This is a genomic window from Candidatus Colwellia aromaticivorans, assembly GCF_003333305.1.
GTDB lineage: Bacteria > Pseudomonadota > Gammaproteobacteria > Enterobacterales > Alteromonadaceae > Colwellia > Colwellia aromaticivorans.
The window spans coordinates 1-25,024 of the sequence record NZ_QOLD01000050.1; the positions used below are offsets into that span (position 1 = coordinate 1).

General features: G+C 38.2%; 18 protein-coding genes, 1 rRNA gene and 1 pseudogene. 10 read left to right on the forward strand and 10 right to left on the reverse strand.

What is annotated here, in order from left to right:
* The 6 genes from DWA31_RS07190 to DWA31_RS07215 form a co-directional block, all read right to left on the reverse strand.
* Positions 1 to 1,149: ribosomal RNA gene (locus DWA31_RS07190) — 16S ribosomal RNA — on the reverse strand; the annotation flags it as partial.
* 648 nt (positions 1,150 to 1,797) lie between these two features.
* Complete coding sequence (locus tag DWA31_RS07195; protein WP_114325928.1) at positions 1,798 to 2,568, reverse strand: SDR family oxidoreductase; 771 nt, start codon at positions 2,566 to 2,568, stop codon at positions 1,798 to 1,800.
* 44 nt (positions 2,569 to 2,612) lie between these two features.
* Positions 2,613 to 3,500: a 3-hydroxyisobutyrate dehydrogenase gene (gene mmsB / locus DWA31_RS07200; protein ID WP_114325929.1), complete on the reverse strand. Its 888-nt coding sequence runs from the start codon at positions 3,498 to 3,500 to the stop codon at positions 2,613 to 2,615.
* Positions 3,501 to 3,569: 69 nt separating this feature from the next.
* Positions 3,570 to 4,694 (reverse strand): enoyl-CoA hydratase/isomerase family protein, encoded by a 1,125-nt coding sequence (locus tag DWA31_RS07205; RefSeq protein ID WP_114325930.1) that lies wholly within the window; start codon positions 4,692 to 4,694, stop codon positions 3,570 to 3,572.
* Positions 4,695 to 4,742: 48 nt separating this feature from the next.
* Positions 4,743 to 5,531: an enoyl-CoA hydratase gene (locus DWA31_RS07210; RefSeq protein WP_114325931.1), complete on the reverse strand. Its 789-nt coding sequence runs from the start codon at positions 5,529 to 5,531 to the stop codon at positions 4,743 to 4,745.
* Between the two features lie 64 nt (positions 5,532 to 5,595).
* Positions 5,596 to 6,753 (reverse strand): acyl-CoA dehydrogenase family protein, encoded by a 1,158-nt coding sequence (locus tag DWA31_RS07215; protein WP_114325932.1) that lies wholly within the window; start codon positions 6,751 to 6,753, stop codon positions 5,596 to 5,598.
* Positions 6,754 to 7,202: 449 nt separating this feature from the next.
* Here DWA31_RS07215 and DWA31_RS07220 point away from each other — a divergent pair, with 449 nt between their 5' ends.
* On the forward strand, positions 7,203 to 8,123 hold the full coding sequence (locus DWA31_RS07220; protein WP_114325933.1) for an AraC family transcriptional regulator: 921 nt from the start codon (positions 7,203 to 7,205) through the stop codon (positions 8,121 to 8,123).
* A gap of 50 nt (positions 8,124 to 8,173) precedes the next feature.
* Here DWA31_RS07220 and DWA31_RS07225 read toward each other — a convergent pair whose 3' ends face one another.
* Positions 8,174 to 9,358: an acetyl-CoA C-acyltransferase gene (locus DWA31_RS07225; RefSeq protein WP_114325934.1), complete on the reverse strand. Its 1,185-nt coding sequence runs from the start codon at positions 9,356 to 9,358 to the stop codon at positions 8,174 to 8,176.
* 625 nt (positions 9,359 to 9,983) lie between these two features.
* Between DWA31_RS07225 and DWA31_RS07235 the strand changes: the two genes are divergently transcribed.
* From DWA31_RS07235 to DWA31_RS07265, 7 genes are all read left to right on the forward strand, one after another.
* On the forward strand, positions 9,984 to 10,385 hold the full coding sequence (locus tag DWA31_RS07235) for a MerR family transcriptional regulator (protein WP_114325935.1): 402 nt from the start codon (positions 9,984 to 9,986) through the stop codon (positions 10,383 to 10,385).
* 21 nt (positions 10,386 to 10,406) lie between these two features.
* Positions 10,407 to 11,576: an isovaleryl-CoA dehydrogenase gene (locus DWA31_RS07240; RefSeq protein ID WP_114325936.1), complete on the forward strand. Its 1,170-nt coding sequence runs from the start codon at positions 10,407 to 10,409 to the stop codon at positions 11,574 to 11,576.
* Positions 11,577 to 11,886: 310 nt separating this feature from the next.
* On the forward strand, positions 11,887 to 13,494 hold the full coding sequence (locus DWA31_RS07245; RefSeq protein ID WP_114325937.1) for a carboxyl transferase domain-containing protein: 1,608 nt from the start codon (positions 11,887 to 11,889) through the stop codon (positions 13,492 to 13,494).
* A 203-nt stretch (positions 13,495 to 13,697) separates the two neighbouring features.
* Positions 13,698 to 14,486, forward strand: a complete 789-nt coding sequence (locus tag DWA31_RS07250; protein ID WP_114325938.1) for an enoyl-CoA hydratase/isomerase family protein — start codon at positions 13,698 to 13,700, stop codon at positions 14,484 to 14,486.
* Between the two features lie 72 nt (positions 14,487 to 14,558).
* A complete protein-coding gene (locus DWA31_RS07255; protein WP_114325939.1) occupies positions 14,559 to 16,604 on the forward strand; it encodes an acetyl/propionyl/methylcrotonyl-CoA carboxylase subunit alpha in 2,046 nt (681 codons plus the stop codon).
* Between the two features lie 2 nt (positions 16,605 to 16,606).
* Positions 16,607 to 17,533: a hydroxymethylglutaryl-CoA lyase gene (locus DWA31_RS07260; RefSeq protein WP_114325940.1), complete on the forward strand. Its 927-nt coding sequence runs from the start codon at positions 16,607 to 16,609 to the stop codon at positions 17,531 to 17,533.
* Positions 17,534 to 17,879: 346 nt separating this feature from the next.
* Complete coding sequence (locus DWA31_RS07265; protein ID WP_114325941.1) at positions 17,880 to 19,031, forward strand: patatin-like phospholipase family protein; 1,152 nt, start codon at positions 17,880 to 17,882, stop codon at positions 19,029 to 19,031.
* 33 nt (positions 19,032 to 19,064) lie between these two features.
* Here the strand turns inward: DWA31_RS07265 and DWA31_RS07270 are convergent, their stop codons facing one another.
* Positions 19,065 to 21,032: a monovalent cation:proton antiporter family protein gene (locus DWA31_RS07270; protein WP_114325942.1), complete on the reverse strand. Its 1,968-nt coding sequence runs from the start codon at positions 21,030 to 21,032 to the stop codon at positions 19,065 to 19,067.
* Between the two features lie 276 nt (positions 21,033 to 21,308).
* Between DWA31_RS07270 and DWA31_RS07275 the strand changes: the two genes are divergently transcribed.
* The gene (locus DWA31_RS07275) at positions 21,309 to 22,208 is read left to right on the forward strand and encodes a GGDEF domain-containing protein (RefSeq protein WP_114325943.1); all 900 of its coding nucleotides are present in this window, start codon (positions 21,309 to 21,311) and stop codon (positions 22,206 to 22,208) included.
* Here DWA31_RS07275 and DWA31_RS07280 read toward each other — a convergent pair.
* The gene (locus DWA31_RS07280) at positions 22,194 to 22,946 is read right to left on the reverse strand and encodes a hypothetical protein (RefSeq protein ID WP_245942535.1); all 753 of its coding nucleotides are present in this window, start codon (positions 22,944 to 22,946) and stop codon (positions 22,194 to 22,196) included. The genes DWA31_RS07275 and DWA31_RS07280 overlap by 15 nt on opposite strands.
* The gene (locus DWA31_RS07285) at positions 22,946 to 24,244 is read right to left on the reverse strand and encodes a DEAD/DEAH box helicase (protein WP_114325944.1); all 1,299 of its coding nucleotides are present in this window, start codon (positions 24,242 to 24,244) and stop codon (positions 22,946 to 22,948) included. Before DWA31_RS07285 ends, DWA31_RS07280 begins: the two co-directional genes overlap by 1 nt.
* A 413-nt stretch (positions 24,245 to 24,657) precedes the next feature.
* Here DWA31_RS07285 and DWA31_RS07290 point away from each other — a divergent pair.
* Positions 24,658 to 24,942: pseudogene (locus tag DWA31_RS07290) on the forward strand (transposase); the annotation flags it as partial.
* Positions 24,943 to 25,024: the final 82 nt, after the last annotated feature.

Below are 25,024 nucleotides of genomic sequence, written 5' to 3' on the forward strand. Positions count from 1 at the left end.
AGTTCCCGCCATAACGCGCTGGCAAATAAGGATAGGGGTTGCGCTCGTTGCGGGACTTAACCCAACATTTCACAACACGAGCTGACGACAGCCATGCAGCACCTGTCACAGAGTTCCCGAAGGCACACGTCTATCTCTAGTCGCTTCTCTGGATGTCAAGGGATGGTAAGGTTCTTCGCGTTGCATCGAATTAAACCACATGCTCCACCGCTTGTGCGGGCCCCCGTCAATTCATTTGAGTTTTAACCTTGCGGCCGTACTCCCCAGGCGGTCAACTTAGTGCGTTAGCTGCGCCACTCACGGATCAAGTCCACGAACGGCTAGTTGACATCGTTTACGGCGTGGACTACCAGGGTATCTAATCCTGTTCGCTCCCCACGCTTTCGTTCCTCAGCGTCAGTATCTGTCCAGGTGGCCGCCTTCGCCACTGATGTTCCTTCCAATCTCTACGCATTTCACCGCTACACTGGAAATTCCACCACCCTCTACAGTACTCTAGTTACCCAGTTCAAAATGCAGTTCCAAGGTTGAGCCCTGGGCTTTCACATCTTGCTTAAATAACCGCCTACGAACGCTTTACGCCCAGTAATTCCGATTAACGCTTGCACCCCTCGTATTACCGCGGCTGCTGGCACGAAGTTAGCCGGTGCTTCTTCTGTTGTTAACGTCACAGAATGCAGTTATTAACTACATCCCTTTCCTCACAACTGAAAGTGCTTTACAACCCGAAGGCCTTCTTCACACACGCGGCATGGCTGCATCAGGGTTTCCCCCATTGTGCAATATTCCCCACTGCTGCCTCCCGTAGGAGTCTGGGCCGTGTCTCAGTCCCAGTGTGGCTGATCATCCTCTCAAACCAGCTAGAGATCGTCGCCTAGGTGAGCCTTTACCTCACCTACTAGCTAATCTCACTTGGGCTAATCAAATGGCGAAAGGTCCGAAGATCCCCTCCTTTGGTCCGTAGACGTTATGCGGTATTAGCAGTCGTTTCCAACTGTTGTCCCCCACCATAAGGCATATTCCCAAGCATTACTCACCCGTCCGCCGCTCGTCATCTTCAAAGCAAGCTTTGAAATGTTACCGCTCGACTTGCATGTGTTAAGCCTGCCGCCAGCGTTCAATCTGAGCCATGATCAAACTCTTCAATTAAAAATCGTTTGTGTAACCTCACCATAAATGATGTGTTACTGCTCAATGAATTCTGTCGTGCTATCTACCCGAAAGTAAATAGCGCATTACATAGTCGTTACCTACCTAACTAAAGATAAGTAACTGTATTTATTTGCATGAACATCATTCATTAAGCGTTTTATTTTGTTCTCACTTCGAAAAGTGAAGAACTATGTAAAAACAAGTTAATGTGAGTATTCACACAAATTGCATGATAACTAATTGTTAAAGAACTCTCCGAAGAGATAGCAGTAATCGCATTCGTTACTCGCTTTGCGCCTCTTGGTTAACGTTGCCGTTTGCCCGAAGCAGGATGCGCATTGTACGCCTCCAAGTTTTGATGTCAACGTTTATTTTTATTTATTTTGAAAAAGGTTATTTTTCATTTTAAAAGTAAACGTTAAGTTAGCTAATTTACTTCAATAGTAAGGAGTTAACTTATCAAAACACCCTCTTGGTTAAGCTTTTTGGCTGAACCCCTTGGAACTGGAGCGGATTGTATAGAGTTTATAGTTTAGGTCAAGTATAAAAAGCACCTTTTATCATTTTATTTAGCATTTCAGTTTAATCGTTCAAAACTTGTACAACTTTAATAAAGAATAGTCAAATAAGGTGCTGTATTTACAATTACATTGAAAGACCGCCATCTGTTTCCACAACTCTGCCAGTAAAAAATTCATTTTCAAAAATAAATTTTGCAGTATGTGCGATTTCAACTGCGTCGCCCAAACGGCCAACTGGCTTCATTTTTTCTAATCGATCACGCATTTCTGGCTTCATTGAATCTGTCATCGTCGTACGAATAACACCTGGAGCTATTGCGCCAACTCTTATACCGTGTCGTCCTAATTCCCTTGCCCAAGTAATTGTCATCGCAACAACACCCGCCTTGGCTGCAGCGTAATTGGTTTGTCCTATATTACCGCCTCGTGAAATAGAGGACATATTAATAATGACACCTTTATTACCTGATTCAATCATATGAACTGCAGCCTCACGACCACAAAGAAACACGCCGCTTAAATTTACATCAATAACGGACTGGAAATCCGCTACTGACATTTTATCACTTACTACACCATCTTTGGCTTTAACAAACATGCCGTCACGTAATATACCAGCATTATTGATTAAACCATCAATGCCATTAAAATCATCATTGATTTGCTTAAAGGTACTTTCAACTTCTGCTTCATTACTAACATTTGCAAGATAATATTTAGCACTTGTATTGGCAGTACCACTTTGCTCAACTAATGCGACAGTTTCAAGTAATAGATCTTCATTCAAATCTATTAAAGCTATATTCGCACCACTTTTAGCAAAGTCAATCGCCATTGCACGGCCAAGGCCTTGACCACCGCCAGTGATGACAATCGTTTTATTTTCTAAATTCATAATATTCTCTATCTATAATATTTCCCACCTAATGTACTAAATCATTATTTATTAAACAAGTTGAATATACTTGAAAAATCTTTGTTGCCATTTCCTGACGCCGCATGCATAGCAAATAAATTACGCGCTAATGCGCCCATAGGGGTTGATGATTGGCTTTGTACTGCAGTATCCATGGCTAAGCCTAAGTCTTTAGCCATAAGATCTACCATAAAGCCACCTTGATAATCATTAGATGATGGCACGTTTTCCATAACATCAGGACAAGGATTATATACATCAAGTGTCCAGTTGCTACCTGAGCTTTTACTCATTATGTTCGATAGTACTTTCGCATCCAAGCCATTTGCAAGACCTAATTGTAGTGCTTCACTCGTACCAACCATCAATACTGATAACAACATGTTATTACAAACTTTAGCAATTTGACCGGCGCCATGATCACCCGCATGGAAAATATTTTTCCCCATCGCATTTAAAATAGGCTCTACTTTAGTAAATTCTTCATTGCTACCACCAACCATAAAGCTTAATGTTCCGCCGATAGCACCACCAACACCGCCAGAGACAGGTGCATCAACAAAGCCAATACCTTGCTGTGCTAATGCAGCAGCAACTTTACGTGATGTTGCTGCGTCGATAGTTGAAGAGTCAATTACAACACTGCCTTTACTAATATAGTTAATCAAACCTGTTTCAGCTGATAAGTAAACACTATCAACATGTTTTCCTGCAGGTAGCATGGAAATAATAAACTGAGCATCTTTAACACACTCAATTGCGCTTACTTTAGTGCTAGCACCTTCTGCTACCACTTGTGCAACAGCAGATTCTGACAAATCAAAAACACATACGTTGTGCCCTGCTTTAACAAGATTAATGGCCATTGGGCCACCCATATTTCCTAAACCAATAAATGCTATATTCGCCATTGTTCTTTCCTTATAATTTTTAAAAATGATTTTTAGTAAAAATTTAATAAAAATCGATTAGTTGCCTGTTTAGTTGCCTAAATTAGCTAACGGGTGTTGTTCTGGTGTCCATTTTGATTCAAAAAACCAATCAATGACTTTATTATCTACCGTTTCTACAGAAGAAAAATGCCATTTAGGGGAGTTATCTTTATCAATTAATAGCGCTCTAACGCCTTCAGTAAACTCTCCAAACTTACCTGCTTTAACAGATAAATTTAATTCCATTCGAAAGCAATCAGCCAATGAGAGTGATGCACCACTTTGTATTTGTTGGAAGGTTAAAGAAGCGCTCAATGGGCTACCACTCTTAAGAGATTTCTGTGCGCGAACAAACCATTTATCATCAACTTCAACCGCTAAGATTCCTTCTACAATTGATGCTAAGTTATTAAAACTGGTGACTTGATTTATTAAGGTTTCATGTTCTGTAAGTTTTGATTCAGGAAGTAAACTAATTGAATCGTTCTCAAAATCGGTTAATAAGCTTGAAAGTTTTTCATGATTAAGCGTAATCGAATCTTGCCAATCTACTTGAGTTAACTGCTCCATTAATGAGTCTTTATTATCACTAGCAACAAAATAATCAGCAAGATGACTATATTTAGCATCGGCAGCGTTGATAGACGCCCCCGTCAAACCTAAAAACATGCCGCAATTATTAGGCATACGGTTTAAAAAGTAACTTCCACCCACATCAGGATAAAGACCAATGCTAATTTCAGGCATTGCTATACGTGAATTTTCAGTAACAATACGATGACTACCACCCACCATCAGGCCAAGCCCACCGCCCATTACAATACCATTACCCCAAACAATAAAAGGTTTATTGAAGGTATGGATAAAGTAATCAAGTTCATACTCTGTGGTGAAATACTTTTCAACACCAGGGGAGAAATTGCCTTTATCCGCTATGATGTCATTGTACATATAGACAATGTCGCCACCAGCACAAAAAGCTTTATCGCCTTCCCCTTGAAGAAATACAGCAGCGATATCATCTTGGGTTTGCCATTGTTTCAATTTCGGATAGATTAAAGCAATCATATCCATGCCGAGGGCGTTTAATGATTTTGGAGAGTTTAATGTTATAACAGCAATTTTTTTACCATTCGCACTATCTATCTCTTGAAAAGTCACTACTTGAGTCATATAAGATTCCTATCTAACTTTTATTATTTTCAGTTATTTATTCAACTACTATTTATTCTTCCAAACGGGTTTACGTTTTTCTAAGAAGGCTTGTACACCCTCTTTTTGATCTTCTGAATCAAATAAATCAATGAACGCTTGGCGCTCTTGCGGTAACGCTAGCGCTATTGGCATTTCTCTATTTTTTTGAATAAGTGTTTTACACGCTGAAACAGCAACAGGACTTTGCTTTGCAACTCTCGCTGCTAATGCTATTGCTGCTGATTTACTTTCACCTTTAGCAACAACTTCTTCAGCTAAGCCAATACGTAAAGCAGTTGTTGCATCAACACGCTCACCACATAAAATCATTCGCTTAGTCCAACCTTCACCCACAAGTATCGCTAAATTTTGCGTACCGCCAGCACAAGGTAGCAAACCAACACTCGCTTCAGGCAATGCCATAACAGCATGATCTTCAACTAAACGAATATCACATGCTAGCGCCACTTCTAAACCACCGCCCATGGCATAGCCATTAATGGCTGAGATAGAAACACCGCGGAAATTAGATAATGTTTCAAAAGATTGACCAAAAATATCACTCATATCTTTAGCTACTTTTTTAGAACCCTCTGCAAAAACATTTAAATCAGCACCCGCTGAGAAAAATTTATCTCCAGAGCCTGTGAGTACTAATGCATAGATATTTTTATCTTCGTTTAGCGTTAAAACCAAATCACGTAAATCAGTTAAACTTTGCTGTGTCCAGGTGTGGGCAGGTGGATTATTAAAAGTCACTACCGCGGTATGTTGTATTACTTCTACCGTTAGGCACTGTGATGAATAGTCAGACATAATTCTTATTCTCTTTTTATTTATATTTATATATGGATGTTTATTAAGTTGGTATATTACCGTCTTATAAAAGTTGCCCTGCGCCTTCAGTTAACAAGCGACGAGCGATAATAACGCGCATAATTTCATTTGTGCCTTCAAGTATTTGATGAACACGTACATCTCTAAAGTGACGTTCTAATGGATACTCTTTTATATAGCCATAACCGCCGTGAATTTGTAATGCTGCATCACATACTTGAAAACCAACATCGGTTGCAAAACGTTTTGCCATGGCACAATAAGCCGTTTTTTCTGGATCATTTTTATCCAATTTATAAGCCGCTAAACGTACCATCTGACGTGCAGCAACTAATTCTGTGGCCATATCAGCAAGCTTAAACTGTAAACCTTGAAAAGCAGCGATTGGTTTGCCAAATTGTTCCCGCTCTTGCATATATCCCATTGCTGAATTTAATGCTTGTTGTGCAGTACCGATAGAACAAGTCGCGATATTGATTCGACCACCATCAAGTCCCTTCATTGCTATTGAAAATCCTTCGCCTTCATTACCCAGTAGATGTTCAACCGGAACTTTTACGTTATCGAAGGTTATTTGGCGTGTAGGTTGTGCATTCCAGCCCAGTTTCTCTTCAGCTTTTCCGTATATAATACCGTCTAAATCAGCCGGTATGGCAAGTGCTGAAATACCTTTAGGACCAGCTTCACCTGTACGAACCATCACAACTAATATATCAGTATCGCCTGCACCTGAAATAAACACTTTTGAACCATTAACAACGTAATGATCACCGTCTTTTTTTGCCGAGGTGCTTAAAGAGGCAGCATCAGAGCCTGAGCCTGGTTCAGTTAAACAATATGAAGCAAGTTTTTCACCTGAAACCAGTGACGGACACCAAGCATCTTTCACACTGCTAGTTCCCCAAGTGGCAACCATCCAAGTAGCCATGTTATGAATAGTCATCATCGCAGTAGTTGCAGTACAACCCATTGCTAATTGTTCAAAGATAATAGATGAATCTAGACGACTTAGGCCTAAGCCACCTGCATCTTCAGGTGAATATAAACCACAAAACCCGAGTTCTCCCGCTTGGGCAATAACATCTTTAGGGAAAATATGTTCTTGATCCCACTTTGCGGCATTAGGTAAAAACTCACTATCGCTAAATTGCTTAGCAAGATCAGCAAACATTTGCTGATCTTCGGTTAAATCAAAATTCACATTAAATCCCTAAATATCTAAGTTAACTAAGAAGCGTTAGTTAATAGAGGAATATCTATCACTATCACTGATAAAAAACAATGCATTGAATATAGATAGCCAAGCTACTTCAAAATGCAGAATTCAGCTGGAATTAGAAACGTCTTTAGGCAAGGCATTTATTGAAGATAATGGTTACTCCCTTATCAAAATCAATAACGTAGCATAATACGTTTCTAAACCAGCCCTGCGGGGATGACTGAGAAAAACATGCTCATCGTTACATCTGTTTTTAATGGAACAACCATTAATAAAAAGATGCACCTTGATCATGATTCGCTCAGGCATCCTGAAACTCGCATTTTGAACTGGCTTGGGTATCTTTGTAATTTACTCAAGCAAATTAATAATACATGTACTGATTAAAACAAATAAATCGTTAGAAATACATTGATTAACTTGCTACTTTAATGGATTATATTGCTATATCACCAAGAGATTTTAAAATGAGTACAGCATCCAATTGGCCGTTACCAAACAATAGTATTAGATACCTAATTCCCAAACCGTTGATAAATCAATTAGCATTAAATATATTAAGTCGAGGCCTTTATCCATCATCGTTTGGAAAGTATGTATCTGCAAGTAATCATTATACTAAAAGGCACAACCATACTGATAATTTAGTTATTTTTTGCTTTGATGGTGTTGGGCAATTTAGTACATCTACATGCCAAGGTATGATAAATAAAGGTGATGTGCTTTTTTTACCTAAAGGGATAGAACACCAATACAAGTCGAGCAACAAAGAACCTTGGTCAATATATTGGGTTCACATTGAGGGGCACTTATTTGAACAATTCATGGATTTTATTGGTGTAAATAGTGCTAATCTAATTTTAAATATCTCCAACCAAACAGCATTCATTAATGAGTTCGAACAATTACTTGCAACAAGAAACAAAAGCTATCAATTAAGCTCCTTTATCCTTGCTTCAAATATAATAAAAAAAATGTTTGCTCTATTCACTGTGAATAGCCCTGTGAAACTAGAACAGTTAAAGCAAGACTTCAATTTGTCAAAAGTGACAGGCTTTATGGAAGAAAATATTAGTCAAAAAATAAACTTACAACAAATAGCTGACTCTCTAAAGTTGTCAAAGTTTTATTTTGCAAAAAAGTTTTTACAACATACTGGCGTTAGCCCTATACGCTATTTTTTAGAACTAAAAATAAAACATGCGTGTAAATTACTTGATGAATCGAACATTTCAGTTAAAAACGTTGCTTTAAAGATTGGCTACGACGATCCTTACTATTTTTCACGCCTTTTCAAAAAAATAATGGGATTATCGCCTACTCAATATAGACAATCCCAATATGGACATTAAAGGAAAATTTGATCAATAATACAGAACAAAATCCCTTAAATTATATTTTGTTACAGTAACTCTACAGCAATTGATGTTGCTTCGCCGCCACCAATACAAAGAGAAGCAACGCCTTTTGATAAACCTTTGTTCTTTAATGCATGAATAAGCGTTACCAAAATACGCGCACCACTTGCGCCTAATGGATGCCCTAAAGCACAAGCGCCACCATGAACATTGACTTTATTAATATCTAAATCCATCTCTTTAACAGCAAGCATAGTGACCATGGCAAACGCTTCATTAATTTCAAATAAATCAACATCGCCTGCCGTCCAACCCGCTTTTTCTAATAACTTATTCATTGCTCCAACAGGTGCTATGGTAAATTCTTCTGGCTTTTGTGCATGAGTTGCATGAGCAACAACTTTACAAAGAGGCGTCAAACCACGCGCTTTTGCTGTTGATAGTTTCATCATAACTAATGCTGCCGCGCCATCTGAAATAGAACTAGAGTTAGCAGCTGTTATTGTGCCATCTTTTTTAAATGCAGCTCGCAAAGAAGGGATTTTATCTGGACGGGCATTACCCGGCTGTTCATCTGTATCAATAATAATTTCTTTACGTCTACTTTTTACTGTAACAGGGGCAATTTCATTTTTAAAAGCGCCAGAATCAATCGCAGCATTTGCTCGTGTTAATGATCTAATAGCAAACTCATCCATTTGCTCACGAGTAAAATTGCTTTCATCTGCAGTTTCTTGTGCGAAACAGCCCATAGATATACCATCATAAGCATTTTCTAAACCATCAAGCATCATGTGATCAAGTACTTGACCATGACCCATGCGCATCCCAGCTCTTGCTTTAGGTAATAGGTATGGTGCATTACTCATGCTTTCCATACCACCAGCCACAGCAACTTCAATTGAGCCTGCAAGTAAAGCATCATGCGCTTGCATTGCGGCTTTCATACCAGAGCCACACACTTTATTAATAGTGGTGCAAACCGTTGATAAAGCTAAATCTGCAGCAATAGCAGCTTGCCTGGCTGGTGCTTGCTTCAAACCGGCCGGTAATACACAACCCATAATAACTTCATCAACTTGATCACTGGTCAAATTTGCTTGAAGTACAGCTGCTTTTATTGCTGTTGCACCAAGCTCTGTGGCACTGGTATTAGCTAGACAGCCACTAAAGCCACCCATAGGGGTTCTTAATGCGGAAACAATAACAACGGGATCAGAAATAGACACGACACTCTCCAAATAAGGGAAAAAGATAATAAATTTATAACGCAATAAATACCCGCTCCACTTGAAGATGCATGATTCAGCTGGAATTAGAAACGTCTTTAGGCAAGGTATTGATTGAAGAGAATGGTTGTTCCCTTCTCAAAATCAATAACGCAGCATAAAGCGTTTCTAAAACAGCCCTTTGGGGAAGGCTGAGCAAATCATACTCTGCGTTACATTTCTTTTTCAGGGAGTAACCCTAAATAAAAAAATGCGCCTTGATTATGAATCGCTCAGACTTCCTGAAATAAGCATCTTCAAGTGGAGCGGGTATATACCCTAACTCAATTTAACCTTCACGCCAACGTACTTTAGTACTAGTTATTTCGCCTAATATACTCTTCACTTTATTTTATTTATTTTATGTTTATGTTTTCGTTTTCGTTTTCGTTTTCGTTTTCGTTTTCGTTTTCGTTTTCGTAAACAGAATTGGGGTTTGTATAAATAATTCAACAATGTGCTCCTTTAAATGAAATATCAGCTAAACTTTTTTAAATAATGTCACATCACTAACTTTACGTTTACGTAAACTTCCTGTAGAGTTGTTTCAATCACAAAATTAAGACGAAACAAGTTAAAGAAAATAATGACCCTGATAAACAAAACAAGCCAAGTAAATTATTCGATTAGTGAATTATCAAAAGAGTTTGATATTACTACTCGTAGTATTCGATTTTATGAAGATGAAGGGCTATTAGCCCCTACACGTAAAGGACAAACACGCATTTACAGTCAGCGTGATAAGGTTCGGTTAAAGCTTATTTTACGTGGTAAACGCTTAGGTTTCTCGCTCGGTGAAACAGGCCGTTTGTTTGAGCTTTATGATGCAGATAAATCCAGCGCTAAACAATTAGCTATTATGATGGAATTAATATCTGAAAAGAAAAACGTTTTAAAACAAAAGCTTGATGATATCAATGCCATTTTAATCGAATTGGATGACATAGAAAATAACTGCCAAAAAATACTAACGACATTAACAACATAAAACACTATATAGGAATAAAACATGATTTCTCAATTTAGCTCACTTAACTTTAATTTAGGTGAAACTGTCGACATGATACGCGATACCGTCAATGCTTTTTCTCGTGATGAAATAGCACCACGTGCTGCACAGATTGATATTGATAATGAATTTCCAAATGATTTATGGCGTAAATTTGGTGATTTAGGTCTATTAGGAATGACCGTTGAAGAACAATATGGTGGTTCTGATTTAGGCTATTTAGAGCATATGGTAGCAATGCAAGAGATAAGTCGCGCATCTGCTTCTGTTGGCTTAAGTTATGGTGCTATGTCTAACTTATGCTTAAACCAATTAAGTAAAAATGGTTCTCATGAACAAAAAATGAAGTATTTACCTAAACTTTGTTCTGGTGAACATATTGGTGCATTAGCAATGAGTGAACCTAATGCCGGTAGTGATGTGGTCAGTATGAAACTCTCTGCCAAAAAAGAGGGTGATAAATACATACTTAATGGTAACAAAATGTGGATCACCAATGGACCCGACGCTAATGTTTATGTGATTTATGCTAAAACAGATACCAGTGCGGGCTCAAAAGGTATTACTGCCTTTATTGTTGAACGTGATTACCCTGGATTTTCTCGTCATCAAAAATTAGATAAATTAGGTATGCGTGGCTCAAATACTTGTGAATTAGTATTTCAAGACTGTGAAGTGCCTGCGGAAAACATTTTAGGTCAAGAAGGTAAAGGTGTACGTGTATTGATGTCAGGCCTAGATTATGAGCGCTTAGTACTTTCTGGTGGTCCTTTAGGTATCATGGATGCTTGTATGGATCTCGTTGTTCCTTATATTCATGACAGACAACAATTTGGTCAAGCTATCGGTGAATTTCAACTTATTCAGGGTAAGATTGCTGATATGTATACTCAAATGAATGCCGCTAAATCATATGCTTACATGTGTGCATTAGCAGCCGATCGTGGTGAATCAACGCGAAAAGATTCCGCTGCTGTTATTTTATATTCTGCCGAATTAGCAACAAAGATGGCATTAGATGCCATTCAGCTACTTGGTGGTAATGGCTATATCAATGAATTTCCAGCGGGTCGTTTATTACGTGACGCTAAATTATACGAAATTGGTGCTGGTACTTCAGAGATACGTCGTATGCTGATAGGTCGTGAGTTATTCAACGAATCTATGTAGTAATTCATCTGGTTGCTGTACAGCCTAATTAATTCGTCAAAAGTACTCATTGATAATTATCAACTCCGTGCTTTTTCCTTTTAATAAAACCGTACAGCTAACCGCTGAATCACTACTACTTAAGTAACTTAAGTAGTAGTGATTAAACAAATAATGAGTTAACCAGTGATAGCTTGTTTTGCAGCAAGTTAGTTCTAATACAAGGCAAAAAAGCGGAGTTGACGTTAGTCAATGAGCATTTTTCAACGCAGTATTAGAGCTCAATAGCAAAAAAACAAGCTATTACTAACTAATTAAAAGGCTTTCTCCCGTGGCAAAAATAATAAGTAAGATAAACACTCGCAGCCAAGATTTCTTAGACAATGCTGCACATATGCAAACCCAAGTTGATGATTTACGAGAAAAGCTAAGTGAAATCAAACTTGGCGGTGGCGAAAAATCTCGTGAGCGACACATTGGACGTGGTAAGTTATTACCAAGAGACAGAGTAAATGCTTTACTTGACGATGGCTCAGCATTTTTAGAGTTTTCACAACTTGCGGCCTATAAAGTTTACGATGAAAACGTGCCTAGTGCCGGGATTATCACTGGTATAGGCCGAGTTGCAGGGCAAGAGTGTGTTATTGTTGCCAATGATGCCACGGTTAAAGGCGGTACTTATTACCCGCTTACAGTAAAAAAACATCTTAGAGCACAAGCTATTGCTCAAGAGAACAACTTACCTTGTATTTATTTAGTAGACTCTGGTGGTGCAAACCTACCAAATCAAGATGACGTATTTCCTGACAAAGAACATTTTGGTCGTATTTTCTTTAACCAAGCCAATATGTCTGCCAATAACATTCCTCAAGTTGCCGTTGTTATGGGTTCTTGTACAGCAGGCGGTGCTTATGTTCCTGCAATGGCCGATGAATCTATTATTGTTAAAGAACAAGGGACTATATTTCTAGCTGGTCCTCCACTCGTAAAAGCAGCTACGGGTGAAGTAGTCAGCGCTGAAGATCTTGGTGGTGCAGATGTACATTGTCGTACTTCAGGTGTTACCGATCATTACGCACAAAACGATCATCATGCACTTGAAATAGCTCGATCTGCCGTTGATAACTTAAATAGAGTCAAACCAGTAACTATAGATTTCCAGGAAGTTATTGAACCAGCATATCCAACTGAAGATGTTTACGGAATTATTCCTAAAGATACCCGCCAGCCTTTTGATGTACGTGAAATTATTGCTCGTATTGTTGATGGCAGTGACTTTCACGAGTTTAAAGCCCTTTATGGCAGCACCTTAGTTTGTGGTTATGCCAATATTTACGGCTACCCCGTTGGTATTGTTGCCAATAATGGTGTTTTATTTGGTGAGTCTGCCGAAAAAGGTGCTCATTTTATTCAACTATGTGCACAACGTAAAATCCCACTGGTATTTTTACAAAACATTACCGGCTTTATGGTTGGTAAACAGTACGAGTCAGGTGGTATCGCTAAGCATGGTGCAAAAATGGTAACTGCTGTTGCAACAGCACAAGTACCGAAATTTACTATCTTAATTGGTGGTAGCTTTGGTGCAGGCAACTATGGCATGTGTGGACGAGCGTATGATCCTCGCTTCTTATTTATGTGGCCAAACTCTCGTATTTCAGTAATGGGTGGCGAGCAAGCTGCTGGCGTTTTGGCACAAGTAACACGTGATAAAAAAGAAAAATTAGGTGAAACTTGGAGCGAAGCCGACGAGCAAAGCTTTAAACAACCTATCATCGATAACTATGAACACCAAGGTCACCCTTATTACGCCTCAGCGCGATTATGGGATGATGGTGTTATCGACCCTGCTGATACTAGACAAGTGTTAGGTTTAGCTATTTCAGCCTCATTAAACAAAACAATTGAAGATACTAAGTTTGGCATCTTCCGTATGTAATACCAATTACACTAACTAAGTGATCATTTTCAAATGGCTTAAATATCCAATAACATCGTTGCTTTCAATCCTAATAGCCAGCTATTAGTCAATTAAGCGCCTTGTTCTTGAAAATTTATTCTCATTGAATTCTGTAACCTTAATTAATGTAAATGGTATAACCGTTATTTACCCGTACAGAACAAAGGTAGAGCGTACTGATTATGAATACCAATAACGACACGGTTTTATTAGAAGTTGATGAGCAAGGTATTGCCACCGTTACTTTGAACAATCCTGAAAAACACAATGCTTTTGATGATGCCATCATTAAACAGTTAACTGATATTTTCAATGACATCAGTAAGCGCGATGACATTAGCATTATGATTTTAGCCTCAAACGGCAAAAGTTTTAGTGCAGGTGCTGACTTAGGTTGGATGAAGCGTATGGCAGGTTACTCATATGAAGATAACTTGAAAGATGCCAACGCGTTAGCGCAAATGTTGAAAGCATTAAACTTTCTGCCACAAACGACTATCGCCAAGATTCAAGGGGCCGCTTTTGGTGGTGCTGTTGGGCTAGCTAGCTGTTGCGATATTGTTATCGCTAGCACTAAAGCAAGCTTTTGTTTAAGCGAAGTCAAGTTGGGCTTAATACCCGCAACTATCAGCCCTTATGTCGTTGATGCTATCGGTTTAAAAGCCAGCCGCCGTTACTTTCAAACTGCCGAACGTTTCTTTGCTGACAAAGCACATCAGCTTGGCTTAGTGGATGAAATGGTCGCGCCTGAGGAGTTGACTGATGAAGTTAACAACATGGTAGCCAAGTTATTAGCTAATGGTAGCCAAGCTAGACGACAGGCAAAAAAACTTAGCCAAGATGTCGCCTTTCAAACAATTAATGAAAACTTACTCAGAGACACTAGTGAGCGCATAGCAGCTATTCGCGTATCAACTGAAGGACAGGAAGGCTTAACCGCTTTTTTTGAAAAAAGAACGCCTAACTGGTAAACCAAATAAGCGTCCAATTACCCCCTTACTCAGTGATACTAAGTGATACTAAAAGAATAAAAGGATATATAAATGTTCAGTAAAATTTTAATTGCCAACCGTGGTGAAATTGCCTGCCGTATTATTAAAACAGCCAAACAGATGGGTGTATTAACCGTTGCCGTTTATTCAGATGCCGACAAAGATTCATTGCATGTTCATATGGCGGATGAAGCCGTTTACATTGGGCCATCGCCATCACGCGAAAGCTATTTACTCGGTGATAAAGTCATCGCTGCTGCCAAACAAACAGGGGCTCAAGCGATTCATCCTGGTTATGGTTTCTTATCTGAAAATGCTGATTTTTGTCGTAACTGTGCCACTGAAAATATTGTATTTATAGGCCCTCCTGTCGGTGCCATTGAAGCGATGGGTTCAAAATCTGCCGCTAAAAACATTATGGAAAAAGCCAATGTGCCTTTAGTGCCTGGTTACCATGGTGATAATCAGTCTCGCGATATAATTAAAAAAGCCGCTGACGACATGGGCTATCCTGTACTATTAAAAGCCACAGCAGGTGGCGGTGGTAAAGGAATGCGCCAAGTTTGGAGCGAAGCAGAATTCGATGAAGGTTTAGAAGCAGCAAAACGTGAATCAATGTCATCATTTGGTGATGACACCATGTTAGTTGAAAAGTATTTAACGCAACCTCGTCATGTTGAGATACAAGTATTTTGTGATAATCATGACAATGCTGTTTATTTATTTGAACGTGATTGCTCAGTCCAGCGTCGGCATCAAAAAGTAATTGAAGAAGCTCCTGCTTTCAGTATGAGTGAAGAATTACGCGCTAAAATGGGCGAATCGGCAATTCAATCTGCCCAAGCTATAGGTTATCAAGGTGCTGGTACCGTTGAATTTTTACTTGATTTTGACGGCTCTTTCTATTTCATGGAAATGAACACTCGCTTACAAGTTGAGCACCCTGTTACTGAAATGATCAGTGGGCAAGATTTAGTAGAATGGCAATTACGCGTAGCCGCTGGTGAATTTCTTCCAAAAACACAAGATCAACTCGTTCTTAATGGTCATGCTTTTGAAGCACGTATTTATGCAGAAGATCCTAATAACGACTTCTTACCTGCAACAGGAAAGTTGAGTCTATTAAAAACCCCAATTGAGAGCGAGCATGTTCGTATAGATACCGGTGTTCGCCAAGGCGATGACGTTAGTGTGTATTACGATCCTATGATTGCTAAATTAATTGTCTGGGATGAAAATCGTGAAAAAGCACTGCAGCGCTTAGCAAAAGCATTGAGTGAGTATCGTATTAATGGTGTCGTCACTAATATTGACTTTCTTTATAACTTAGCAACATCAGCACCTTTTAAAGCGGCTGATATTGATACTGGTTTTATTGAAAAAAATCATGACCTGATTTTCCATAATAATGAAAAACCTTTAGTTAATGAGTTACCTATAGCAGCTTTATTTCTTATTCTATCTAAAGAAAACAAAGCAAAACAACAAGCGCAACAAAGTAATGACCCTCATTCACCTTGGTATAATGCTAATGCATGGCGTCTAAATGAAGCTAATTTACATACCCTAGTCCTAGCGCACAATGATACTGAGTACTCGGTAACGGTTGAACAAAAGCGCAAAGGTAATGATGCCTATTATTCAATTGATGTAAATGGTGAAAAATTTGACTGCCAAGGCGAGATATTAACGACACCACATAATGATGACACAATAGTAGCGACTATTAACGGACATCGTAGCCAAACTACCTTTAATCATTTTGAAAATACCATTAGCCTATACAGAACTAATGGCGTATTAAATTTTACCCAACTATTACCTGACTGTGGTCAGAATGATGATGATGACAATCATGGTGGTTTAGCGGCGCCAATGAATGGCACCATGGTCAGCGTGTTAGTTAAAGCTGGCGAACAAGTTAGTAAAGGTCAAGCTCTAGTGATCATGGAAGCGATGAAAATGGAACATACTATCAAAGCGCCAAGTGACGGCACTATTGATGAGATATTTTTCCATGAAGGTGACATGGTTGATGGCGGTGCTGAGTTATTAGCTTTTACTGCACAAGAAAATACTAGCGAAGAATCGGAGTAATTATGTTATCAAGCAAATTACCACAACAAGTAAAAGTTGTTGAAGTAGGTCCTAGAGACGGTCTGCAAAATGAAGCGATCCCCGTTAGTGCCAATGATAAAATTAATCTGATAGAAAAACTTAGCGATGCTGGCGTTAGTTATATTGAAAGTGGCAGCTTTGTTTCACCTAAATGGGTGCCACAAATGGGCACCTCTACTGAAGTATTTGAAAAGCTCAATAGAAATAAAGATGTAACCTATGCTGCATTAACACCTAATATGCGTGGTTTTGAGGCCGCATTGGCAGTAAATGCTGATGAGGTCGCTATTTTCGGCGCAGCATCTGAAAGCTTTAGCCAAAAAAACATAAATTGCTCTATTGAAGAAAGCCTTGCGCGCTTCGCTCCTATTATGGAAGCCGCTAAAAAAGCTAATATCAAAGTACGTGGTTATGTTTCTTGTGTATTAGGTTGCCCTTATGAAGGTGATATAGAGCCAGAGCAAGTCGCATTAGTTGCTGAAAAACTACTTGCCATGGGCTGTTATGAAATATCCTTAGGTGACACCGTAGGTGTTGGCAACCCAGCTAGCGTAACAAAAATGATACAAGCCGTTAGCGCTCGTGTACCGGTAGAAAAGCTAGCCGTGCATTTTCATGATACCTATGGGCAAGCGTTAACAAATATCTACGCGGCATTACAACTAGGCGTTAGTGTTGTTGACAGCGCTGTTGCGGGTTTAGGCGGCTGTCCTTATGCTAAAGGTGCTTCAGGCAATGTAGCCACTGAAGATGTTGTTTACATGCTTAATGGTTTGGGTATTACAACAGGGATCGACTTTAATAAATTACTAAAAGCAGGTTGGTTTATTAGTAATAAGTTAGGTAAGGCACCTATCTCTAAAGTATCTAATGCTTATTTAGCACAGGAAAAAGTTTCCGAAGAATAGCTATTTCTTCACGGAGGATTAAAAAAGATAAGAACGGAATAAAACAGAAGAATCATTTCTTCTGTTTTTCTTTCTATCTATTAAATTTGCACAAAATAAAATATCGATCGCTTGCGGTCGATATTTTTATCATTAACATCTGTTGTATCATCGATTCAAGCACAAACTCCACTTAACGTTATTTCTCCCTTTTAAGTAGCTACCACCATAACTCTAAAATCAAGAATCATCTTGTTGCCTAATCATTATCTAAAATCTACAAATCAAACTAGCGAAAAATCATAAAACATCATACACTTACAATTAAGTGGAGCTGAAAGTAATAGTGTTGGTATAACAATAAATCATGACTAAGAAACGTAACTATGTTGCAAGTAAAAATGCTTTAGTACTCACTGGGGGTGGCGCACGTGCTGCATACCAAGTAGGTGTGTTATCAGCAATTGCTAAGTTCATTCCGAGAAACCATGGTACTCCCTTTCCTATTCTATGTGGTACCTCAGCAGGTGCTATCAATACCACTGCGTTAGGTTGCTACGCCTCATGTTTTAATTTAGGTGTAAAAAAACTAGAATGGATATGGAAACATTTAGACACGGCAAAGATTTATCATAATGATGCCAAAGGTGTTTTTGGTCATATTGGAAAAGGTATGTTAGCGAGTTTTCAAGCGGACTATGCTAATAAATTACCTCGAAGTTTATTGAATAATGATCCATTAAGACATTTACTCAATTCAGTTATGAATTTTAAACGCATTGACAACAATATTTTACGTGGTTATTTGTCAGCCGTTTCAGTAACTGCATCAAGTTATAACACAGGGAATTCTATCAGCTTTTATCAAGCAGAAGATAGCACTCTGCCATGGGAAAGAGCAAAACGATGTGGTCAACCAACGCAACTCAATAGCGAACATTTAATGGCATCATCGGCCATACCATTAGTTTTTCCATCAATAAAAATAAAAAGCGAACATTTTGGTGATGGCTCAGTACATCAATTATCACCACTTAGCCCTGCTATTCATTTGGGTGCTGAACGTATCTTTGTTATCGGCGTAGACCAACCTAAAGAGCCCTTACATGCCAGTGAAAATAACTCACACCCACCAACAGCTGCAACAATTGCCGGTCATCTATTAGACTCCATATTTGCAGATACGATGAATAGTGATTTAGAGCGAATGACGCGCATTAATGAAACGCTAAAATTAATTCCAAAAAGAAAAAAAGACAATATGGAAGGCTTAAAAAATATCGACAGTTTTATTATTAATCCTAGTCATGATTTTAATGCCATAGCACACAAATACTATTATGATTTACCTTTACCTGTTCGGCTATTGTTACGTAGTGCAGGTATTAGCGACGATTCTGAATCAAGTATTATTAGTTATCTGTTATTTGAAAAAAACTTTTGTGCTGAATTAATCAAATTAGGGTTTGAAGATGCTTTGGAACAAGAGAGTCAAATAAAACATTTTTTGCATTTATAAGCCACCACCAAAATACACAAACAATTAAAAAGATTAAATGCCCTCTTGTATATAACGCTCTGCTCTTTCTACGCCTCTAGGCTTTCCACGAAGAATCAGTGTATCTTGATCTTGTAAAATAGTATTTTCCTCTGGTGATTCGCATTCAATATCACCACGGCGTAGAGCAATAATTTTTACTTTTCTATCTCCAAGAGTGAGTGATTCAATACTGCGACCACAACCAAAAGAATCATCATTAATTAAAATAGCATGAGCAAATTCAATTCTATCAATAGCGTCAGGGCTCATATCAGTATGCTCTCCCTGAAAGAAACCATGTAAATGATTATAGTGATTTTTACGCTCTTTTTGTACACGGCGCATAATGCGAGAAAACGGCACACCTGTAAGTGATAGCACTTGCGAGACTAACATTAAGCTGCCTTCTAAGCTTTCTGGAACCACTTCATTTGCACCCGCATCATGTAACATATCTAAATTGTCATCATTACGTGTACGTACCAGAATAGGTACATCAGGTGATAAAGAACGTACTTTTTGAACAACCTCCAATGATTGTTTATCTTCACCAAAGGCGATCACTACCAATTTAGCTTGCGATAAATGTGCAGCATTGAGTAGCTCTGTTTGTCTTGATGAGCCAAACAACACATTTTCTCCAGCCTCTCGAGCTGTTCGGGTGCGTAGGGGATCAATATCAATGGCGACAAAATCAATGGTTTCTTGTTTTAAAAAGCGACTAACCGTTTGCCCTACTCGGCCAAATCCGCAAATAATAACATGATCTTTCAAGTTTTCATTTTCTGGTAATTGTTCTAAATCATTATTTTCAGTAGATTTCTCCTGAGTTAAAAAGAGAGCCCATGAACGAGCATGATCAATCATATACGGAGTGATTGCCATACTGATAACACCAGCACCAAGTAACATAGATGACACATCACTTGGTAATAATTGCACTTGATTAGCAAGTGCAATAAGTACAAAACCGAATTCGCCCATTTGAGCCAACATTAACCCTGATGCCCAAGCGTCTTTTGAAGACTCCCCTGCCCGCGTCGCTAAGACCTTAATCACCACAACTTTAACTAACATAAAACTAAGCATAATAGCGAGTAAACTAAAAGGTGATGATATTAATAAATCAACATCAAGCTTCATACCAACAGTAATAAAAAACAAACCTAATAAAATATCACGATAAGGTCTGATGTCAGCCTCTAGTTGATGTTTATATTCACTTTCACTTAACATCATACCCGCTAAAAAAGCGCCCAATGCCATAGATAAACCAAACCATTGCGTCAGTGCTGAGGCTAATAAGGTAACTAATAGTGTTGTTAAAACAAAAAGTTCATCCGTTCTTACTTGCGCAATAATATTAAATACTTTAGGTAAAAGCCATTTGCCAATAAATAATAATAAAGTAACAACCACCACGCCTTTAAAAATGGCAATGCCCAAAGCCCAAATCATAGAAGTGTCACTGTCTAGTGCTAACATGGGAATGATAATAAGTAATGGCACTACAGCGACATCTTGAAATAATAATATAGCGACGGATAACTGACCTGATTTACGCTTCATTGCGCCTGTTTCACTCAGTTGCCTGATAACAATAGCCGTAGAGGATAATGCTAAAATACCACCAACTACAAAAGCTGATTCAAAGCTAAGACCAAAGAACATACTGGCAATCGTAAAAATTAATAAGGATATGCCAACTTGTAAGCTTCCCACCGCTAGCACTAAATGCCGCATTGCCATCAAGCGGGGTAAAGAGAACTCTAATCCCAAAGTAAACAATAAAAAAACAATACCCAATTCAGCAAAGTGATAATAATCAACTTGGTCTTGAGCTATATTTAAACCATGTTCACCCACTAACATACCCGCAACGAGATACGCTAAAATAGCAGGCAATTTTAATCGACGAAATAGCCAGACAATAAATACCGCACTAGACAAAATAGCTAAAACTTCAAGATGACCGTTCACATAGATTCCTTAAAAGTAATAGGCATCATTGCCACATGGCAAGTTTTTGCCGTCAAGTTACTGTCAATAAAGCTGTTAACAGAGTTTACAAAAAACTGTACTGTAATTCTTGCAATAAAGAAGCTAAGAATCAAATAGTAACCGTTATATATTAATGCTGTTTACAATTTGGAACAGTTTTTGCTTAGATATAGGCATAAAGTAATAAACTAATATGACCGTCAATAAATAGTTTTCTATCACATTGACAAGGCTACTATATAGAGAAGCGCAAGTATGCAAACATTGAATATACTTGATAATCCAGCATCATCGTTCAATGCATTTAATGCGTTTAACGCATTAAAAAACAGTTCCAACGCATATGGTAAAAATCACTCTAGTTTACTAGAACAAATGCAAACGACTCTAGATTTAGACAAGTTACTTGATATTATTGCTATGGAAGCGGCGCGCTATGTCAATTTTTGTGGTTTGTATTTTAAAAGCCAAACAGTGAGTAAAACCTTACGAGGAAGCAGTAAAGCCAAGCATGAACGTCAATTTGAATTAAAACTCAATAATGAATTTATTGGTACATTAAGCTACGGTATTAATAGCCCTATAAGTATGAATCATGATAAAGACTTACAACGCATTCATCAAATAATCCTATACCCATTAAAGAATGCTTTGCAATATCACCAAGCTCTACAGCTTGCAATGCACGATGGGCTTACTGGATTAGGAAATCGTCGTTATTTTGATGAACAATTAAAACGCGCTATGCATAATGCTAACCGTAATCATGCCCAAGTAGGTTTGGTGTTAGGTGATTTAAATAAGTTTAAAGCCATCAATGATACTTATGGCCATAGCACTGGCGATCAAGTATTAAAACAATTTGCTAATATACTTCGCTCTTGTATTCGTGATTCCGATAGCACTTTTCGTTTTGGCGGCGATGAGTTTGCTATTATAGTAGAACATGCAAGTGAAGATGCGTTAGGTATTATCCAAAGTAGAATTCATAACGCTTTAAAAACTAATGTGTTATTAGCCAAATACCAAGTAAGTTGCAGTTTAGGCACTACTTTCATGAATAGGGCTGATAATGAGCATAGTTTAATTGAACGGCCAGATCAGGCTTTATATCGTCAGAAAATGAATGTATCAAAGCGCTTAAGTGTGGTTTGATTTGCTAACGTTAAGTTGTGTTACATCTAAACGTAACTGACGTAGTGCCTGTTGTCGTTCAAAAGCATTAGCCGCAACTAATAATCGGCAAAATCTAACTGCTTTAGCAAAATTATTATCGCCTAATAATTCTAAAACTGAGCGAAAATAATCAAGACTTAACGACAAGGTATCTGCGTAATGCTGCATTGCTTGTTCAATATTTGGATAAACAACATCGTCAAAATTAAAACTCTGCTCCTGATACTCATCAAGTACCGTAATTCCATCAACAATAAGCGGCCAACTAACATAATTGACCCTAGCTCTCGCTAGTTCAAACATAAACCAAGCACTTCGTTGGAAGCCTGCAAAATTTCCCTCTTCAAAACCACTTTCTTCTAGCTCTGCTTTAGTCCAATTAATGCCAATAGCTAGATCTTTGCGGTGATGGTGTATTAAATACTGTTTAACCTGTGCTTTTATAGTCCAAATAGAATAATAATGACCTTCATATTTAGCTTTTGTTAAAGAGCTTTTAGCGACTTGATAACACTCTTTACAACTTGGTAGCGATAACTTTGGAATAGTTCTACTTTCTGAAACTTTATATTCGATAGTATTGCTGTAATTAAATACATATTGGTTAGGCTCACCGCAAAACCAACAATCGTGCCTTTTATCAAAGGGCGTTTCAGACGTTATAGCTAACAAAGCAGCATTTGATGCTGCTTGTTGGGTCGTTAACTTTTTCTTCACTAACGCTTTTTCTTGATTTTTGAATTGTACTTATTACCTGAAGCCCGTGAAGACACAGCTTTCTTAGCGTTTTTTTTCGCTATATTTTGGTTTTTTTCTTGGCTAGCACGATAGCGGTTTTTACTGGCACGCTTTTCTGTAACTTGTTGATACTCTAGAGCTTCATCCCGCTTTAATTCATAACCTGGCACAATAATACGTTCAAATTTTCTTTCAATAAGCGCTTCGATGTTTTCTAAAAACTTTTCGTCTTTTGGACTAACTAAAGAGATAGCAGTACCTGACTTTCCTGCTCGACCTGTACGGCCAACACGATGAATATAATCTTCAGCTAAAAATGGTAAATGAAAATTAACAACAAAAGGTAAGTTATCAATATCTAATCCACGCGCTGCAACATCTGTTGCAACTAACACACGAACATTGCCTTCTCTAAAGTCCGTTAGTGCTTTATTACGAGCGCCTTGCGTTTTATCGCCATGACAAAGTGCCGCTTTTATGCCATCAAGCTTCAATTCTTTAGCAAGAATATTGGCACTTTCTTTTGTACCCGCAAAAACAAGCACCTGCTGCCAATTATTAACACCAATTAATTCAGATAATAATTCTCGCTTTCTTGCTTCACTAACCCAGTAAACTGACTGTTTCACCTTACCAGAAGTGGAGTTTTGTTTTGCCACGCCTACAACTTTTGGTGTAGTTAATAGTTGATTAGCTAAAGACTTTACTTTATTAGAATACGTTGCTGAAAACATCAGGGTTTGGTGTTTATGCTTCATTGCTTCCATCAATTTTTCAATGTCAGTTAAAAAGCCCATATCAAGCATACGATCAGCTTCATCTAATACGAGATGCTTTACTTGTGATAAATCGACATTACGTAAAGCTAAGTGCTCAATTAGTCGTCCTGGTGTTGCAACTAATACATCAAGACCTTGTTTTAATAAGTTAGTTTGAGATGACATTTTACCGCCACCATAAACCACACCTATTTTCAGTGGTAAAAACTGACTATATGCTGTCATATTATCAGCTACTTGTGCCGCTAACTCACGTGTAGGTGTAAGTACAAGTGCTTTAATGGTTTGTCCTTGAGCAGTATTCTTTGCTAAGGCATCTAGAATAGGCAAACTAAAAGCCGCCGTTTTCCCTGTACCCGTTTGAGCACTTGCTAATAAGTCAGCGCCTGACCGGATCATCGGAATAGCTTGCTGCTGAATTGGCGTTAAATTTTTGTAACCACACGCTTTAACCGCTTTTAATAAATCAGCCGATAAACCAATTGCATCAACACTCATACGTCACCTAAAAGAACAAATAAAAATAAAGAGGCGGATTATATACCTATACCCAAACTACCTCAAGATGCGAGTTTCAGGATGCCTGAGAAAATCATGATCAAGGCGTATCTTTTTATTAATGGTTGTTCAGGAGAATATGCTCCTGCATTCTCTAATAAGCTACATCCATGTAGCGCCCTTAAAAATAGATGCAACGACGAACATGTTTTACTCATTCGTCCCTAAAAGGCTAGTTTCGAAACGTTTATACTGCGTTATTGATTGCTACAATGGCGCTACATGGATGTAGCTTATGTGGACTCCCCCTTGTCAACAATGAAAATCACTTTTAAAGAATTAAATGCGAACTTATGAACGAGTTCTAATTGAGTAGCAAACGCGTGGCCAATATTACTTGACCACTTCAAACAGGAAGGCACAGTGTTGTCATAATGGATGGAGCGGGTTGGCATACAGAGAATATTGTTGATGAATTTGATAATGTTAGCATTATCAAATTGCCGGCTTATTCGCCAGAGTTAAATCCAATTGAGCAAGTATGGCAATGGTTACGACAAAATGAATTAGCGAATAAATGTTTTAAGGATTATGACGATATTGTTGAGTCTTGTAGTGATGCATTGAATAGCTTCAGAAGTGATATAAATCGTGTGAAAAATATATGCTTTAGAGATTGGCTTAATTTGGGAAGTTAATTAATGTAATTGGTATAAGTTAAACTATTAACAAAAAAGCCTCAACAATTATTGATTGTTGAGGCTTTTATTTTTCACAAAT

Bases quoted from the DNA above. Each gene is read 5' to 3' on its own strand.
- DWA31_RS07195 (WP_114325928.1), bottom strand. From the start codon at position 2,568: ATGAATTTAGAAAATAAAACGATTGTCATCACTGGCGGTGGTCAAGGC.
- mmsB (WP_114325929.1), bottom strand. From the start codon at position 3,500: ATGGCGAATATAGCATTTATTGGTTTAGGAAATATGGGTGGCCCAATG.
- DWA31_RS07205 (WP_114325930.1), bottom strand. From the start codon at position 4,694: ATGACTCAAGTAGTGACTTTTCAAGAGATAGATAGTGCGAATGGTAAA.
- DWA31_RS07210 (WP_114325931.1), bottom strand. From the start codon at position 5,531: ATGTCTGACTATTCATCACAGTGCCTAACGGTAGAAGTAATACAACAT.
- DWA31_RS07220 (WP_114325933.1), top strand. From the start codon at position 7,203: ATGGATTATATTGCTATATCACCAAGAGATTTTAAAATGAGTACAGCA.
- DWA31_RS07235 (WP_114325935.1), top strand. From the start codon at position 9,984: ATGACCCTGATAAACAAAACAAGCCAAGTAAATTATTCGATTAGTGAA.
- DWA31_RS07240 (WP_114325936.1), top strand. From the start codon at position 10,407: ATGATTTCTCAATTTAGCTCACTTAACTTTAATTTAGGTGAAACTGTC.
- DWA31_RS07250 (WP_114325938.1), top strand. From the start codon at position 13,698: ATGAATACCAATAACGACACGGTTTTATTAGAAGTTGATGAGCAAGGT.
- DWA31_RS07255 (WP_114325939.1), top strand. From the start codon at position 14,559: ATGTTCAGTAAAATTTTAATTGCCAACCGTGGTGAAATTGCCTGCCGT.
- DWA31_RS07260 (WP_114325940.1), top strand. From the start codon at position 16,607: ATGTTATCAAGCAAATTACCACAACAAGTAAAAGTTGTTGAAGTAGGT.
- DWA31_RS07265 (WP_114325941.1), top strand. From the start codon at position 17,880: ATGACTAAGAAACGTAACTATGTTGCAAGTAAAAATGCTTTAGTACTC.
- DWA31_RS07275 (WP_114325943.1), top strand. From the start codon at position 21,309: ATGCAAACATTGAATATACTTGATAATCCAGCATCATCGTTCAATGCA.
- DWA31_RS07285 (WP_114325944.1), bottom strand. From the start codon at position 24,244: ATGAGTGTTGATGCAATTGGTTTATCGGCTGATTTATTAAAAGCGGTT.